The organism is Pseudoduganella lutea (assembly GCF_004209755.1).
GTDB classification, from domain to species: Bacteria; Pseudomonadota; Gammaproteobacteria; order Burkholderiales; family Burkholderiaceae_D; genus Rugamonas; species Rugamonas lutea.
In genome coordinates this window covers 7,412,183-7,428,468 of sequence record NZ_CP035913.1, presented here as the reverse complement: position 1 = coordinate 7,428,468, position 16,286 = coordinate 7,412,183, and the positions used below count along the sequence as shown (strand labels likewise).

The window sequence follows — 16,286 nt, the reverse complement described above, 5'->3', positions numbered from 1 at the left end:
GGCGATGAAACGCGAGCCTCCGCTGCGGGAGGAGCACACCCCCATCGCGGCGCGCTGCGATGGCGCGCCTGTGCCGCCTGGCGCCAGCGTCATCGTGTTCGGCGCGGATGGGCAGGCGCGCCGCCCGGCCGCGCAGGGCGGCAAGTTGGCCGCCGCCGGCAAGGGCGAAACGGCATGGTGGTTCCAGCCCGGCCCGCACGCGGTCGGGCTGGTGCCGTTCGCCGCCGCGCCGGAGATCGGCCTGCGGCTGGCGTTCGTCGTCGACCTGCCCGATCCGCGCCTGGTCCGGCAGCGCTTCGACCTGTTCCTGTTCAGCGAAGTGGCCGGGCAGGGCGCCAGCCTGGGGCTGGCCGATCTTGCCGGGCGCATCGAAACGGCGCTGCGCGCGGCGCTGGACCAGGGCACGCTGGAACTGCCTCCCTGCGCGTCGCTCGATGAGTGGAACGCGTTCCGCGGCGGGCTGGACGAGTTGCTGTACATGCGGTTTGGCGTGACGGTGGACGATTGCGTGCCCGTCGAGCTGGACGACGTGGATTTCGCGGCCGTGCTGCGCCGCCGCGCCGCGCCCATGCCGGCACCGCCTTTGCCGGAACCGGTATCGCCGGCACCCTGGCTGGCAGCCCCGGCGCCGGCGGCAAAGCTGGACGATGCCGCCGCGCTGCGCCGCCTGTTCCTCGAATTGCCCGACGCGTCGCGCGCCTTGCGGCTGCTGCCGGCACCAGCCTTCGCGGCCCGGCAGGCGCACCTGCGCCAACTCGCGCTGGCGGCGCTGGACGTGAACACGATGCCCGCGCTGGCGTGGCTGGCCCCCGGCCAGGCGCGCGCAGCGGACGAGCAGCGCCGCCTTGCGCAGGCCAGCGCGGCCGCCGTGCAGGCGCTGGACGAGCTGTGGGCGGCGCTGGCACAAATGCAGGTGCAGACGGGCACCGGCGGCGATGACCTGGACCGCATCCTGGCGAACCTGGCCTGCCACCTGGCGGCACGCCGCGGCCATGCCGCCGAAGAGCGCCGGGAGCCGGCGCTGTGAACGGCAAGAACGACATGGCGACGTGCCAGACGGTGCTTCGCGACGGCCGCGTGCTGGCCGTGACCGCCACCGTGCGCCCGCGCGCCAACCGGGCCGACGTCAAGTGCGCGGTGCCCGGCGCACCGGCGCTGGGCGAGCGCATGGCGCAAGCCGTGCGGCTGGCGCGCCTGACCGAAGTGCGGCTCGACAGCCGGGTGCAGGTGGTGCTGGGCATCGACGGCATCCCGGGAGAGGGCGAACGGAATTGGGAACTGGCCGCCGTCCTCGCGGACCGGATGGCGCGCGGCGCATGGCAACCGCCGGCGTCCACGGCGCCACCTTGCGCGCTGGGCTGGTCGGATGCCTGGCACCTGGGCCGCGTCGACGGGCACGATGCGCCGGCTGCGTTGCCCGCCGGAATGGCGCCGTTGCTCGGCGGTTCCGGCCTGCCGCATCTCGGCGCGCTGACCGGGCACGCCGACCCCGGCGCGGCCGTATCGTCGGTGCGCTGCTGGTTCCCGCTGCACAGCGGCGGCATCAACGATACGCTGGCATGGGTGGAGGTCGCGGTCAGTCCACTGGACGGCACGGAGAGTGAAGCGCAAGGGCCGGTCGACGAGGAAGACACGATCGCGGTGCCGGGCGTGGACGCGGCCATGCAACTGGCCGTGCGGGGCGCGCTGGCCGGCGCCCGGCATTTCGATGGCCGCGCCCTGGGCCGCTGGCGCACCGCCGTGCGCTTCGGGGAGCCGCGCTTCACCGGCGACTCCTACCAGCTGGCGCTGGTGATGGCCGACCGCCTGGCCCGGGGCCGAGACTTCGTGCCGCGCGGCCGGCTGATCGCCACCGGCTGCTCGGCGGCATGGCACGCCGGCCAGGTCGAGGCCGTGGCGGGGCGCGATGCCAAGCTGGCGCTGATCCTGGCCGAGGCCCATGCCGGCGACCGGGTGCTGCTGCCGCACGCATGGCGCGACGCCTTGCCGCCGGGCTGGCGCGAGGCGCTGCGGGCCAGGGGGGCTTCATGCGCGTGCGTCGAGCATATCGGCCTGCCATGAAACCCGAACATGGGCGCTGTGCGTCGGGCCAGGCCCCGGCCCCTGTTAAAATCGGCTGGAGCTCATGGTGAAAATCGGAGGAGACATGTTCAAGATGTTCGGTATCGGTGGCACGAAGTGCCCGCGCTGCGGACAACGCAACGGTGCGGCAGGCTATTGCGCGCAATGCGGCCTGTCGCTGGGCGCGCCGCGCAGCGAGCCGGTCATGCTCGACAATCGCTGGGTTCCCGCCGCCGACGAGCTGGCGGTGTACTTCGGCGTGCGCGAACTGTCGGGCATCTTCACGAAAACGCTGCGCGTGCCGCCCACCACGCGCGCTTACATCCTGCAAGGCAGCACGGCCACCGAGGTACCGCAGGGCGAATACGAACTGGAAGGGTTTTTCCAGCGCCTGAACAACCTGCTGCGCGACCAGCATGCGGAGATACTCGTGACCCGCACCATGCCGCTGCCGGTCACGTTCAACCTGGCCGACCTGCATACCGCCGAGCACCTGGCCGTGAACGCCAGCTTCACCATCGGCATCAAGGTCGAGCACGTGGCCGCGTTCGCCCAGCATTTCATGACGGCGCCCGGCACCGTCACCACGCGCCACCTGCAGGAACTGCTGCAGCAATCCGTGTGGCAGATCGCCGCCGAATTCGTCGGCGCCCGGTCGATCCGCGAAATGAGCGCCAATCCCGACCTGCGCGCGCAGCTCGATGAGCGGCTGCAGTCGGCGCTGAAGCTGCGCCTGGCCGAGTTCGGGCTGGCCGCCGTGCAGGTGGAAACGCTGCAGCTGCGCCACGACAAATACGATGCCAACCGCGCGCGCGTGGGCAGCCTGTGGCTGGTGGCGGACGAGCGCCACGTGCAGCTCGAGCACGCAAAGCACCTCGACGAGCTGTATGACGAGGAAGCGTGGCGCGAACTGGCCCGCGCGGAACAGCAGGCGCGCAACAACTACCGGCGCGCCGAGCTGCGGCAGGAGGCGTCCGTGGACAATGCCGAGCTGGCGCTGCGCGAAGCGGAACGGCTGCAGGCGATCCGTGCCCGCGAGATCGACCTGTACGCCCGCATCGTCGAGTCGCGTACGCGCGAGGCGGCGCTCGAGCGGGGCGCCGGCGCGGCCGCCGCGGAGCTGGAACATGAGCTGGCCAGGTCGGCCGGGGCGCGCTCCGGCGAGGCGGCCGACTGGGAACATGTGCGGCGGCTGGCCCAGATCCGCATGCGTACCGAGCTGGAAGTGGCGCAGCAGGAAGCGGTGGAACAGCGCGCGCTGGCGAAGCAGCGCTTTACGCACCAGCTGCACGTGCAGCAGATCCGCAACCAGATGGACGCGGCGCTTGCCATCGAGGACGAGGGCCGGCGCCGCGCCGAAACGCAGCGCCTGCAGCGTGCCCACCTCGAGGCGCAGCGCCGCGAGGCCGAGATCGAGGCGGCGCACCATGAGGGCCGCACGCAGGCCGTGGCGCTGGCCAACCTGGCGCGCCGGCGCGAGGCCGAGCGCATGCGCGAATGGGAAGAAGAACTGCACATGGCGAAAGGGCGCGAGCTGGCGCGCGGCGAGGCCGTGAAGGATGCGTCGTCGCAGGTCGAAGTGGCCGGCATCGCCGCGCGGCTCGAGGAGTTGCGCCGCGGCGGCGCCAGCCTCGAGGCGATCGCCCAGCACGAGAAGCTGCTGCGCACGATCGAGGCCGACGGCATCGCCCAGCGCCAGGCGCACGCGATCGCGCACGAGGCCGAGGAAAGCCGGCTGGCGTTGAAGCTGCGCGAGCACGAGGCGCAATGGCAGCAGGAACTGCGCCGCATGGAACTGGAGCGCGAGGAGCGCTATGCCCGTGCCCGCACGGCCTACGAGACCCTGGTGGCACAGCAGGCCCATGCCGCCGAGCTGGCGCGTATCGAGATCGAGCGCATCGGCACGATCGGCAACCTGTCCGACACGGGCAAGGTGGCGCTGGCGCCCACCGCCAATGCGCAGGCGCTGGCGCAACTGCTGAAAGTGCAGACGCAGGCCGGCATGGGCGCCGACCAGCTGCAGGCGCTGGCGCTGGTGGTGGGCGCCGAGAACAGCGTGAGCCCGCTCGAAGCGATGCGGATGGCGCAGCAGGGCGTGGCGGAAGAACGGGCCCGCACCGATGCGCAGCAGGACAAGGACCGCCAGCACCAGCTCGAGCTGCTGAAGCTGCAGAACGCCAGCCACGCCAATGCGCTGGCATCGCAGATGCAGCTGGGCGTCGGTGTCGCGCAGGCGGGTGCGCCGGTGCATCACCACCATGCGCCGGCGCAGCCGGCAGGGCCCTCGGCCTGCGTGAACGGCCATCCGGTACCGGCGAATCAGCCGGGTGTGAAATTCTGTGCGGAATGCGGCGTGCCGCTGCGGCGCTGAAGGAACGGCAGCATATCGATGCAGACGGCAAGGGAAAAAATCCGCGAACTGCGCGCCCTCCATGACGACGGACTGCTCTCCGCGGAAGAATTCGAGCGGCGCAAGAACGCGATCCTCGACGCCGAGTACACGCCCGGCGCCACCGCGCCGCCGCAAGCATCTGCATTGCAGGCGTCCGCAATGCAGGCGCCGGCATCGCCGGGGCAGGCACGCCCGGGCACCGAGCTGGGCCTCATGGCTGGCCAGGAAATCGGCCCGCAGCACCGCCGTTACCGGATCGAGCGGCTGATCGGCATGGGCGGCATGGGCCAGGTGTGGCAGGCCACCGACCTGGCCACGCATGCGGAACTGGGCCACAGCGAACAGGTGGCCGTCAAGATCCTGCCGCCGCAACTGACGCAAAGCCCGGCCCACGCCCGCCTGCTGGTGGAAGAAGCCACGCAGGCGCGCCGGCTGGCGCATGACAACATCGTGCGCGTCTACGAATGGGCACAGGACCCGGCCACGGCCAGTTACTTCATCATCATGGAATGCCTGGACGGGCAGGACCTCGACGCGTGGCTCGCCGAGCACGGCCCCGTGCCATTCGGCGAGGTGGAGCGCCTCCTGCGCCCCGTCGCCAGCGCCCTGCAATACGCGTGGGAGCGGCACCGCCTCGTGCACCGCGACCTCAAGCCCGGCAATGTGTTCCTCACCACGCAGGGCGACATCAAGCTGCTCGACTTCGGCATCGCCGCCCGTTCGCGCGATGGCGGCGCCGGCCTGCCCGCCGTGCCGAATGCCGGCACGGCGGGCTACCGGGCACCGGAAATCGGCACCTCGCAGGCCGCGCCAACGCCAAAGCTGGACGTCTACGCGGTGGCGGTGATGATCTACCAGATGCTGTCCGGCGCGCTGCCGTTCGATGACGGCCGCTCCGCGCAGGTGGCGGTCGCCCAGCCCCCGGGACTGAATGACGCGCAATGGCAGGTGCTGCAGCGCGGTTTCGCGTTCGACCACGAGGAGCGCTGCGACAGCGTGACGGCGCTGCTCGACGCGCTGCGCCGCGCCGCCGGCCCGTCGCCGGAAGAGCTGGCAGCGCAGGCTGCCGCGGCCCAGCTGGCCGCCGAGCGGCGCGAGCACGAACGCCAGCGCGCCCAGCTGAAGGAAGCGCAGGAACGCCTGCACGCCGAGCAGCGCGCGATGGAGCAGGCCCGTGCCGCCGAGGCCCAGGAACAGCGGCGCCTGGCGATGCAGCAGGAGGTGCAGCAGGAGCAGGCGCTGGCGGCACGGCGCCGCGCCGAGGCACAGGCCGCGGCGGTGAGGAAACTGCGCGAGGATGAAGCGCGCCGCGAACTGGAACGGCAGCGCCGGCTGGAAGCGGAAGCGGCGGCGCAGGCGCGCAAGGAACAGTTGCGCCAGCAATTGCTGGCGCGCCGCGAAGCCGATGCCGCCAAGGCCCGCGCCATCGAGGAAGAACGACAGCGCAAGGCCACGCTCCTGAAGGCGCAGGCGGCCTACAAGGCGGAACAGGAACGGGCCCGCCGCGACCAGGCGGCCCGCAACGCGGCCGAACTGGCGGCGCTGATGCCGACGGCGGCCAGCCCGGTGGCGGACCCCAGCGGCGTGCTGCGCGACCGGTTCCGGGACGGCAGCGCCGTGGGCCCGGACCTGGTGCTGATCCCGACGGGCCGCTTCCAGATGGGCGGCACCGAACACGAGCACGTGCTGGCGCGCAAGGCCGGCTCGCAACCGTCATGGCTCGCGCGCGAGTTGCCGACGCACTGGGTAGCGATCGAGCGCTCGTTCGCGCTGGGCCGCTATCCGGTGACGGTGGGCGAGTGGCGCCGCTTCGTGCGCGCCACGGCGTGGGAATCGCCGCTCGGCGCCGACTGGGCATCGCCCGGCTTCGAGCAGGACGACTGGCACCCGGTCGTCAACGTCAGCTGGCACGACGCACAGCAATACGTGCGCTGGCTGTCGATGATGACGGGCGCCCTGTACCGGCTGCCCAGCGAGGCCGAGTGGGAATACGCGTGCCGCGCCGGCACGCGCACCGCGTTTTCGTTCGGCGACACGATCAGCACCGAACAGGCCAACTACGACGGCCACTTCACCTTCGGTGACGGCGTGCGCGGCGAACTGCGCGGGGGTACCAGCAAGGTGGGCAGCTTCCCGCCGAACGGGTGGGGCCTGTACGACATGCACGGCAATGTCTGGGAATGGACGCAGGACGTGGCGCACGACGACTACGAAGGCGCGCCGCTCGACGGCAGCGAATGGCTGGAGTCGGCCGACGTGGCCAGCGACCCGGACCGCCGCATGGTGCGCGGCGGCGCCTGGCTGTATCCGCCGCGCTACGTGCGCTCGGCCGTGCGCAACGGGTTTTCGGCATTGCTGGCCAACGATGTGGTGGGCTTCAGGGTGGCGCGCAAGCTCGGGTAGTGCCTGGCGGGTCCATCTTTTCGGTGATGGGCAGGCGGCCCTGAAAAGGTGTACATTGCACGAAGTTCAACCTCCCGCAAGGAACAGCATGACCATTACCGTCCGCCGCGATGCCACCCAACCGATGCGCCACATCGTCCACGTGCGTAACCACCTGATTCCGGCCGACGTGTCGCAGGAAGAGGGCGGCGCGGATGCCGGCCCATCGCCGCACGACCTGTACGACGCGGCGCTGTCCTCGTGCAAGGCGCTGACGGTGCTGTGGTATGCGAAGCGCAAGAACATCCCCGTCGACGACATCCAGGTCTCGACCGTGCGCGACGACAGCGAAGAACGGAAGGGTACCTACCGCCTGGCCGTCACGCTGCACCTGGCCGGCGACCTGTCCGAGGCGCAGCGGGCCGAGCTGCTTTCCGTGGCCGAGAAGTGCCCCGTGCACAAGCTGATGACGGCCGTGACGACCGAAGTAACCACCACGCTGGGGTAAGACATGAACATCGCGCACCTGATCAAGGGCCACGACAAGGACCTGGGCGGCGGCTTCATCGTGCGCCGCTACCTGCCATCGGTCATCAAGCAGGCCGTCGGCCCGTTCATCTTCTTCGACCATTTCGGCCCGCTCGACGTGCCGCTCGATGCCAACCACGACGTGCGCCCGCACCCGCACATCGGGCTGGCCACGGTCACGTACCTGTTCGAGGGCGCGATGGATCACCGCGACAGCATCGGCACGTACCAGCGCATCGAACCGGGCGCCATCAACTGGATGACGGCCGGCCGCGGCATCGTCCACTCCGAGCGCGCGCCGGTCGACCTGAAGGGCCACCCGCACCGCATGCATGGCCTGCAATTGTGGGCCGCGCTGCCGCGCGCGAACGAGGAAGACGAACCGAATTTCTCGCACACGCCGGCATCCGCTATTCCCGAACTGTCCGTCGACGGCGCCACGGTGCGCGTGCTGATCGGTTCGGCGTTCGGGCAAACGTCGCCGGTGCCGACGTACATGGAAACGCTGTACCTCGACGTGGCGCTGGAGCCCGGCCGGGAACTCACGCTGCATGCGCTGCCCGCCGAAGCGGCGATCTACCCGGTCACCGGCAGCGTGGAAGTCGATGGCATCGCCGTCGCCGCGAATGCGATGGCGCTGCTGGACGCGTCGGGCGCACCGCGTGTCACGTCGGCGGCCGGCGCGCGCTTCGTCGTCATCGGCGGCGCGCCACTGGACGGACACCGCTCCATGTTCTGGAACTTCGTGTCGTCCTCGAAGGAACGCCTGGCGCAGGCGGCGGACGACTGGGAGGCGGACCGTTTCGACAAGGTGCCGGGCGAAACGGAACGGATCCCGCTGCCGAACCGGCCGAAGCCGCAGGGCACCTATCTGTAAGTTCATCGAGCTCCAAAAGCTCACCGGCAAGGAGGCCGACATGATCATCGCCATCACCGCGTTCAGGTTGCCGCAGCCGATCACCCCGGAGGAAGCCCGGCGCATCTTCCTCGGCACGGCGCCCACGTACCAGGGTGTGCCCGGGCTGTTAAAGAAGCATTACGTATTGTCCGAGGATGGGGGAACCGCCGGTGGCGTCTACCTGTGGAATTCGCGGGCCGAAGCCGAAGCGTTGTACACGGAAGCGTGGCGGGCCTTCGTCGCCGACAAATACGGTACCGATCCCACCGTGACGTTCTTCGACAGCCCGGTCACCGTCGACAACCTGGCGCAGCAGGTTTTTGCGCCAGACTAAACCAAAGGCCCTGACGCCGCTTGGTTTGTAGTAGGTGATGCGTCAGCAGCGGCGGCGGTCTGGTGTCGGACACCGCCTTTTCGGTGTCGGACACCGGTTTTCGCATGATGTTGCCGATTTCCTAAGCTAAAACCGGTGTCCGACACATTTTCCGGATAAAGCGCCCGGAAAAAATGTCCGACACCAAGCGTCCGAACATCATCGCAAAAGTTGAGCTTCTACTCCAATTGGCAGCCCTACCGTCAGGCGGTATGCATTTCCCCGGCCACTGTCGCGGCGCCCATGGCGCCGGTGCGGATGATGTAAGTCTCCGGATACGGGTCCGCGGCAAACCGGGTGTGCCCTGGCACGCGGCTCAGCTTGTCCAGTTGCGCCTGCGGCCCCAGCGCGGTTTCCTTGCCGGTCACCGCGTCCAGGTGCCAGAAGCCGCCGTCGTGGTGGAACAGCGGTGGCAGCGTGGCGGCCACCGGCGCCGCCTGCATGCGACGCAGCGGATAGCCGGGATGCGTGTCCGGCGCCAGCACGACGAAGCATTCGGCGTGCGCGCCCTCGTCGATGCGGTGCAGGACCACGCCATGCGGCATCAGCGCCGTCACCTCGAGGATGACGATGCCCTTGATGCTGGCGGAAAGCTCGATCTTCATGCCCAGGCGCAGCGGCACCGGCTTGTGCTTGCCGGGCCAGACGCCGTCCAGCAGCAGGCCATAGCGGGACACGTCCTCGATTTCAAAGCCCTGCGTGCCGCGGCGGATCACCGCGTGCCGGCCGGACAGGCGACGCGTCAGCCCGGCGCTGTCGATGCCATCGGCGCCATAGTGGTTGAGCAGCACGTTCGCTTCCGGGTCGACGATCTCCATGCGGCCGAACACGCATTCCTCCAGCGCGAACAGGCGCACGTGGCGCTGGGCGCCGGCTTCCGGTGCCGCGTTGACGAACGTGGCGGCGTGGCTCGGATGCGGGTGCGACGGGCCGGCATGCGGCATGTCGATCTCGATCAGGTCCTCATCCCACGCGATGGTGGAAAAGCCCAGGTCGACCTTGCCGCCCTTGCCATCCGCTGCGCCCAGGTCCACGTGGGCGATGCCGGCATTGCGCGCCGTGACGTCGATATCCATGCTGTCGGCGCCCATGCCCGAGACACGGGCGATCGACGCGTCATCCGCCATCACGCGCACGTTCTTGTGCGTGGACAGGAAGATGCGGTGGATCTCGGTGAGCGTGGCATCGAGCCGCGGCACCAGGATGACAAATGTGCATTCCCACTTGCGGCCGGCCTGGCCCGGATGCTGGCTGAGCACCTCGGCATGGATCTGGTACTGGCCATGTTCGCGGTCGCGCGACGAGAATTCGGCGAATACGGGGCGCCAGTCGCCATCGACGGCGCGCACGAAGCGCTGGTCCGACACGCCGTTGCGGATCAGTTCCGACGACAGCCGGATCGCCAGCTGCGGCGCGCAGTCGCCCGGCATGCCGCGCAGTTCCATCTTGAGCGTCTGGCGGCCGCCGGCCGCGCGCGGATCGAAGCCGCTGATGTGCAACTGCGGCCGCACGCGGATCGGCGAAGCGTAGTTGCCGGTCGAATGCGAAGGTGCCACGGGCGCGCTCCGGACATCGGCCTGTGGGCCGCGCGCATTGCGCATGGCGGCCAGCAGCTCGTAGCTCGACGCTGCTTCCGATGGCGCGCCTGGCGCAGCGCCAGCCGGTTCCGATGCCTCCGCGGGCTGGTCGTGGCCAGCTTCGCAGGCGTGCTGACCCGGCGCGACCCAGAAGGTGCAGTGCGGGTGATCGGTGTTGCGGCAAGTATTCATGGAGGGCCAGGGGTGGGACAAGTGAGACTTTACGCGCTTTTGCATCCTGTTGGCAACTCGGCGTTACCCCGAACAGCAGTGCTTTTTGCCCCGTATTCCCGCGCATGCCGGCCCGGCCCACGGCCCCCGTAGCGATTGCTCAACCTTGTCGAAAACCTCCCGTCACTGCTCGGCCGCGCTGCGCAGCCACAGGCTGCTGGCCCATCCCGTTCGCGTGGCCTGTGCGCTGCCCGCGCCGTCATAGCGGATCTGCCACCAGTCGCCGTGGCGCGCGCCGGTCGGCGTGACGACCGCGCCGGCTGGCACCACCGCCATCCGCGCCGCGCCGACACCGGCCGCGTCGCGCACGTTCAGGTCGCGGTGGACACGGTAGGGCTGCCCGGCGGCCGGCACGTTCGCCGGCAAAGACGATGCCGCCTGTTGCATCGGCACGTCAGTTTGCACGGCGCCCGCCATCGGCGGCGCGACGAGATGCAGCAGCAGTGCGCCGAACGCCCACGTTCCGGTGCCGAGGATGGCGACGCCGCGCGCGGTCGGCCGCCGCCACCAGCGCGCCGGCGTAAGGAACGCTGCCAGTACCAGCGTGAACGCCAGCGCCAGCCCGTAAGCGGCGATACCGTGATAATCGGTGAACGACATCGGCGGCTCCTCAGGCGTCGAAGCGCAGCACGTAATGGCCCGCCACCACGTGGTGCCCCGGCGGCAGCATGAACGGCGCATTGCCCGCCACGCCTTCGCTGGCGGCGCCATCGATGATGCCCACGAAGCCCAGTGCCGCGTCGAGGTGGTACAGCGCCTGCGTGGCGGACTGCCGCGTGATCGACAGGCCTTGCGGCCCCGCATCGAACGCGAACGCGGCGCGCGACAGGCCAAGGCGGTCCGGCGTGTCGGGCGCGGTGGCACCGTCCCTCGCCAGCAGGCCGGGCACGTCGAGCACGCGCAGCGCCGCCAGGTCCGGCGTGCCGCGACCGAAGCTGCCCTGCGTGACGGGAACGGCCACCGGCACCGGCAGCGCGACGAGTGCGCAATAGCGCTCGGCCAGTTGCCGTGGCACCGCCTGCACGTGCAGCTTGCGTTCCCCGACCGGCGCGAAGGTTGCCGGCAGGGCAATGCGTTCCCGGCCCGCCGCGGTCACTGCGTGCAACGTATCGTCGGCATCCACGACGAGCGTCAGCGCGCCGTCGGCCGCGCCGCATGCGCCGTTGTCGCGGGCACGGTCGGCCTGGGCGGTGACGGCGAGCGCGCGGTCGAACGGCACCGACAACGCCGCGGCGCCCGTGCCGCGATAACGGCTCAGCCGGGGCAGCGCCAGCGCGGCCAGCACCAGCCGCTGGCGCGTGCCGGGCGCGAACGTTGCATCGGTCTGGCCGCCAACCGCCGCTGCGCGCGCCGCCACGGCCTGGGGCAGGGCGGTACCATCGTCCACCGCGGCTTGGACACCGATGCCGGCGCGCCCGCGGACCGGCGCGGCCTGCGGCCGCGATTGCCAGACCGCGGGCCGGCCCACCGGCTGCATCATCGGCTGCGTGTCCGGTCGCATTTCTGGTTGCATGAGCGGTTGCGCGCTTGGCTGCATAAGTGGCTGCATGAGCGGTCGCGCTTCCGGTGCGCCACCGGCCCGTTCGACCTTCAGCAGCAGGCGCCTGCCCTGCGGGTCGCCCTTGCGGGTGACGACGTAGGTCGCCTGGCCGCTCCGGCCTTCCTCGCGCCGGCATTCCAGCGCGTCCTTCGGGCGCACCTGCAAGGTCGGCTGGGCATCCGGGCCATCGTTGATCAGCAACAGCGTGCCCACCGCGCCGAACGGCCAGCCGGGTGCGCTGGCTTCATCGATCACGGCCAGCCGCTGGTCCGGGTAGACGGGGCAGACAGGCTTCCACACCGCCGAATCGGTAGACGCGCTCACGTGGAACAGCACCTTCTCGTCCGGCCCGGGCAGGTAGACGGCATGGCCGAAGCGCACCTCGATCTCGCCGGGTTGCAGGTCGTCGGCGCCGGTCACGTGGTAGCGCACCTGGTCGGCGCCGAGCAGGTCGCCGAAGTCCTTCTGGTGCAGCGTGGCCAGCGTCTGCGCCAGGTCGCGCGCCCGGTTGCCTCGGGTGAGGTGGTAGTCGTCGTCGACATCTTCCTGCGGCAGCCGCAGCGTCACGTGCGTGAAGCAGCGCGTCGCGGCCCTGCCGCGCTGTTCGCGGGGGCAGCGTTCCAGCAGGTCGCGCAGCAGCGGGCGGCGCGCGAACAGGGCCAGCCCCGGCGCCTGCCAGATCGCCTCCGCGTTGAATACGTCGGGAATGCGGCCCAGGACTTCGTGTTGGACATAGATCGGCATGGTTTACTCCTGTGATGAACCGGCAGACATGCCTAGCAGGGGGAGGAGGAAAAACAGCAGGTGGCTGCCACCCGCGGACAGGAAGCTCATCGGCTGTCCCATCACGGGCAGGATCGCCAGGTTCGTGCCCCATGACAGCAGCAGGTGCCCGGCCACGAACGCGCCGCCACCGCACAGCGTGAACGCCCGCAGGCGCAGCAGCCAGGCCTGGTGGAAGCCGCGTGCGGCGGTGCCGGCCCGCCCGCAACGCACGGCGGCGACCAGCAGCCCCGTCACCAGCGCGGCCTGCGCGCACCACAGCAGCAGCGCCGCCAGCAGGCCGTGCCGGTGCAGCAGGAACGATGGCGCGAAATCGTCCTGCACGGCCGGCAGCGCCATCACGGCGCCGCCGGCATGGCCGAGCGAGGCGAGCCCCAGCATGCCGTCCGTGCCCAGCCAGCCGCCGGCGGCGATCGCGGCCGCGCCTTGCTGCACCTGCTGGCCGGTATGCGGATGCCGGCCGGGCTCCAGCCACACCTGGAAGCGGTCGCCGTAGAAGGTGGCCGGCAGCCGGCCCGGGTCACCGGTACGCAGCGCCGTCACGCCGGCGATGGCGGCCAGCGCCGCGCAGCCCACCAGGGCGGCCGCCACCCAGCGGCGCGCCGCCAGCGCATAGGCCAGCATCATGGCGCCGGCCCACAGCAGCAGCAGGATCAGCGGCGAATAATCGTCGACCTGCACCAGCGCGCAACCGAGCAGCGCGATGAACAGCAGCGCCGGCGCGGCCAGGCGCAGCCAGCGCGCGCCATGGCCCGGCTGCTTGCCATGGTCGGCGCGCCAGCCCATCCGCAGTGCAACGCAGTGCGCCGTCAGCAAGGTGAGCACGAACTTGGCCGCCTCCACCGGCTGGACGTCGAACACGCCGGTTTCGTCGCCCCACAGCACTTGCGCGCCAAGCAGCAGCAAGGTACCGCCGGCAGCGCCGGCCAGCAGCCATTCGATGCGGCGCTGCGAGATCGCCAGCCGCGCCCACGGGGAAAGGCGCCAGAGGGCGACCGCGCCGCTGCCGATGGCCAGCAGCGCGGCGGTCTTGCCGTAATAACGCAGCCAGCCGGTATCCATGCCCGCCAGGCCCAGGTTCAGCTGGCATACGAGGCCGGTGCCGGCCAGCAGCAGCGCCGCGCCGACGGCCGCTGGCAGGCGGCCGGGCTGCACCAGCCAGAGACCCACCGCGCAGGCGGCAAGGAGCAGCGAGCAGCCCGCCGGCAGGGTAGTGGTAACGGCAGCGCCGCCCCGTTCCAGCAGGAGGGCGGTGCAACCGGCGGCAAACACCAGCGCGGCGGCAGGAGCGCGCAGGTGCCGCCCGAGGCCGGACAAGGTGGAGCGTGCGCGGCGCGCACCAGCCAGGGGACCGAGGATATTGCCGCGCCGCCGGGCGGGTTCCGGCCTGGCGCGGGCCACGGCCAGCAGCGCCAGCGCCGCGGCGGCGGCGAGTGTCCATGGCACCGGGCCGCCTTGCCACAGGCTGCGTTGCCGCCATTGCCACGCCACTGGCGCCGGCAGCGCCATGTCGGGCGCCGCGTACAGTGCCACCCGCCGTGCAGGGGCCAGGGCTAGCGCGGCGCCATCGAGCGACACGTCATAACGAGTGCGGCCGAGCGTCATCGCCTGCACGCCTTCCAGCCCGCGTTCGTCGTCGCGCAGGTTCGCATCGCCGGCGTTCACCGGTGCGGTGCCGCCGGCGAGCACCATGCCGTCGGAACCGCGCGCCACCCGGGCGCCGCCGCCATCGACGCCGGCCACGCCGACCCGGTTCCCGCAGTGCAGGTTGCCGCCGAAGACCAGCGGCCGTGCAATGCGCAGCACGGAGGGCGCGAGGTCGTTCCACAGCGCCGCCACGTGCGCGGACCACGGTGCCCCCGGACATGGCGGCTGCGGCCTGCCGTCGCGGTGGACCGTGGCGCCGTCGAAGGTCCAGCGCGTTGCGCCATCGGTGAACGCCAGGCTGCCCGCCGGGGCGGAAAACACGGTGAAAACACGGGGACCGACGCGGAACGTCCGCAGCCCTGTCGTGTCGACCGTACCTAGTCGTTCATCGCCAGTGGCGCGGCGCAGCAGCGGCCGGGCCGGGCCCGCCGCGCGCAGCCGCCACGCGCCCCCGGCATCCCGGCTGACGGTAAGCCGCGTGCCGGCTGCGCCCACGGCGCCGAGCTGCGCGGCATTGACCGTTACCGTGCCGGGCCGGTCGAGGCGGATCGTGACAGTGGCGGGCAGCCACGCGGCCGGCGCGCGCAGCAGCGCGATGAGCTGGAGCGCGAACAGTGCCGCCAACAGGGCGAGCAACAGGTGTCGACCCTTCAGGGCGCTCACAGTCGTCCCTCCAGCATGGCGGCGCAGCTGCGCACCAGCGCCGCGCGGCCGCCCAGGCCGGCGCGCACCGCGTCGATCATCCGGCTGATGTGCAAGGCGTTGCGCGGGCGCTCATCCGGTGCGCGCGCCAGCAGCCCTGTCAGCAGGTGCAGCGCCGGCACCCGTGCCGCGGCCGGCACCGCATCGATAAAGGCCGCCACGTCGTCATCGGCCAGCACGGGCGGCAGCGGGCCGGCATCGAGCATGGTGCGGGCGCCATCGGACAGGTGCTGGCGGTAGGCGTCGCCGCACGCGGTGCACCAGCGCAGCGCCGTCCCTGTCACGAGAAAGAAGGTCAGTGCGCCGAGCGCGAAGTAATCGCTATGGCGCCCTGTCGCATAGCCGCCCCCGGGCGCGGGGAAGAACTGTTCCGGCGCCTGCCAGTTCGCCGTGCCGCAGTAGCTGTGCGCCTGCGCCATAGCCAGTGCGCGGTTGGTGCCGAAGTCGGCCAGCTTGACCGTGCCGGTCGCGGCATCCACCAGCACGTTCGCCGGTTTCAGGTCCAGGTAGCGCCAGCCATGCTGGTGCACCTTCGCCAGTGCCCCGTTCAACTGGCCGATCCAGTCCAGCACCTCGGGCAGCGCCGGCGCATCGCCCTGTGCGCGGCGGCGCGCCACGTGCCGCCCCAGGTCGCCACTCATCAGCTCGAGCGCCAGCACGGGCAAGCCATCGTGCCAGCCCGTGTCGACGAGGCGCACGATATGCCGGCCATCCCATGGCTGCAGCGCTTCGAGGAAGGCGATCTCATTGCGCGCGCTGGCGATCCAGCGTTCCTGCTGCGCCGGCAACGCCCGCGCCATCTGCTCCGCGTTCACGAACTTCAGCGCCACGTCCGGCACCCCGGCATGGTTCGATGCCGCTGACTTGATCGATGTCGCGCGCCAGATCGTGCCATACACGGAACCGCCGACCTGCTCCCGCAGGCGGTAGTGGCCCCTGGCGAGGGCAATGGTGGTGTCGCAAGCTGGCATGGTGTCGGTATCGGATGGTCCGATGCCGGCTAGCGGGGGAGGGGGAAAAGGCAAGTGCCGGCGTCGTCATGCGCGCGGCGGATGAGCATATGCGTAAATATTCGACCGTGATCCGGCCGGAATCGGGCCTCGGGGCATTGACCACCTTGCCCGCGATGGTGGATGCTTGCCCCGCACTACCGGGTGAACGGCGACGCCGTT

Annotated in this window: 12 protein-coding genes; 7 read left to right on the top strand and 5 right to left on the bottom strand. The window is 70.9% G+C overall.

The features are described 5' to 3' along the window. Positions 1 to 4 precede the first annotated feature (4 nt). The 7 genes from EWM63_RS31265 (at position 5) to EWM63_RS32760 (ending at position 8,595) form a co-directional block, all read left to right on the top strand. Positions 5 to 1,027: a hypothetical protein gene (locus tag EWM63_RS31265; RefSeq protein WP_130190008.1), complete on the top strand. Its 1,023-nt coding sequence runs from the start codon at positions 5 to 7 to the stop codon at positions 1,025 to 1,027. Next, entirely contained in the window at positions 1,024 to 2,061 is a 1,038-nt protein-coding gene (locus tag EWM63_RS31260) for a hypothetical protein (RefSeq protein ID WP_229487617.1), read from the top strand. Before EWM63_RS31265 ends, EWM63_RS31260 begins: the two co-directional genes overlap by 4 nt. 85 nt (positions 2,062 to 2,146) lie before the next feature. Then, the gene (locus EWM63_RS31255) at positions 2,147 to 4,432 is read left to right on the top strand and encodes an SPFH domain-containing protein (RefSeq protein WP_130190007.1); all 2,286 of its coding nucleotides are present in this window, start codon (positions 2,147 to 2,149) and stop codon (positions 4,430 to 4,432) included. Positions 4,433 to 4,450: 18 nt separating this feature from the next. After that, a complete protein-coding gene (locus EWM63_RS31250; RefSeq protein WP_130190006.1) occupies positions 4,451 to 6,856 on the top strand; it encodes an SUMF1/EgtB/PvdO family nonheme iron enzyme in 2,406 nt (801 codons plus the stop codon). Positions 6,857 to 6,944: 88 nt separating this feature from the next. Further along, positions 6,945 to 7,343, top strand: coding sequence for an OsmC family protein (locus EWM63_RS31245; RefSeq protein WP_130190005.1), 399 nt, complete (start codon positions 6,945 to 6,947; stop codon positions 7,341 to 7,343). A 3-nt stretch (positions 7,344 to 7,346) separates the two neighbouring features. Then, complete coding sequence (locus EWM63_RS31240) at positions 7,347 to 8,240, top strand: pirin family protein (RefSeq protein WP_130190004.1); 894 nt, start codon at positions 7,347 to 7,349, stop codon at positions 8,238 to 8,240. Between the two features lie 40 nt (positions 8,241 to 8,280). Next, positions 8,281 to 8,595, top strand: coding sequence for a YdhR family protein (locus EWM63_RS32760; RefSeq protein WP_130190003.1), 315 nt, complete (start codon positions 8,281 to 8,283; stop codon positions 8,593 to 8,595). Positions 8,596 to 8,837: 242 nt separating this feature from the next. Here EWM63_RS32760 and EWM63_RS31230 read toward each other — a convergent pair whose 3' ends face one another. The 5 genes from EWM63_RS31230 to EWM63_RS31210 form a co-directional block, all read right to left on the bottom strand. Beyond that, positions 8,838 to 10,403 carry an FHA domain-containing protein gene (locus tag EWM63_RS31230; RefSeq protein ID WP_130190002.1) on the bottom strand — a complete coding sequence of 522 codons (1,566 nt, stop codon included), beginning with the start codon at positions 10,401 to 10,403 and terminating at the stop codon, positions 8,838 to 8,840. Between the two features lie 162 nt (positions 10,404 to 10,565). Continuing rightward, complete coding sequence (locus EWM63_RS31225) at positions 10,566 to 11,042, bottom strand: SH3 domain-containing protein (RefSeq protein ID WP_130190001.1); 477 nt, start codon at positions 11,040 to 11,042, stop codon at positions 10,566 to 10,568. 10 nt (positions 11,043 to 11,052) lie between these two features. Continuing rightward, complete coding sequence (locus EWM63_RS31220) at positions 11,053 to 12,726, bottom strand: hypothetical protein (RefSeq protein WP_130190000.1); 1,674 nt, start codon at positions 12,724 to 12,726, stop codon at positions 11,053 to 11,055. Positions 12,727 to 12,729: 3 nt separating this feature from the next. After that, the gene (locus EWM63_RS31215; RefSeq protein ID WP_229487616.1) at positions 12,730 to 15,075 is read right to left on the bottom strand and encodes an FtsW/RodA/SpoVE family cell cycle protein; all 2,346 of its coding nucleotides are present in this window, start codon (positions 15,073 to 15,075) and stop codon (positions 12,730 to 12,732) included. Beyond that, a complete protein-coding gene (locus EWM63_RS31210) occupies positions 15,072 to 16,085 on the bottom strand; it encodes a protein kinase domain-containing protein (RefSeq protein ID WP_130189999.1) in 1,014 nt (337 codons plus the stop codon). The genes EWM63_RS31215 and EWM63_RS31210 overlap by 4 nt, the downstream gene beginning before the upstream one ends. Between the last annotated feature and the right edge of the window lie 201 nt (positions 16,086 to 16,286).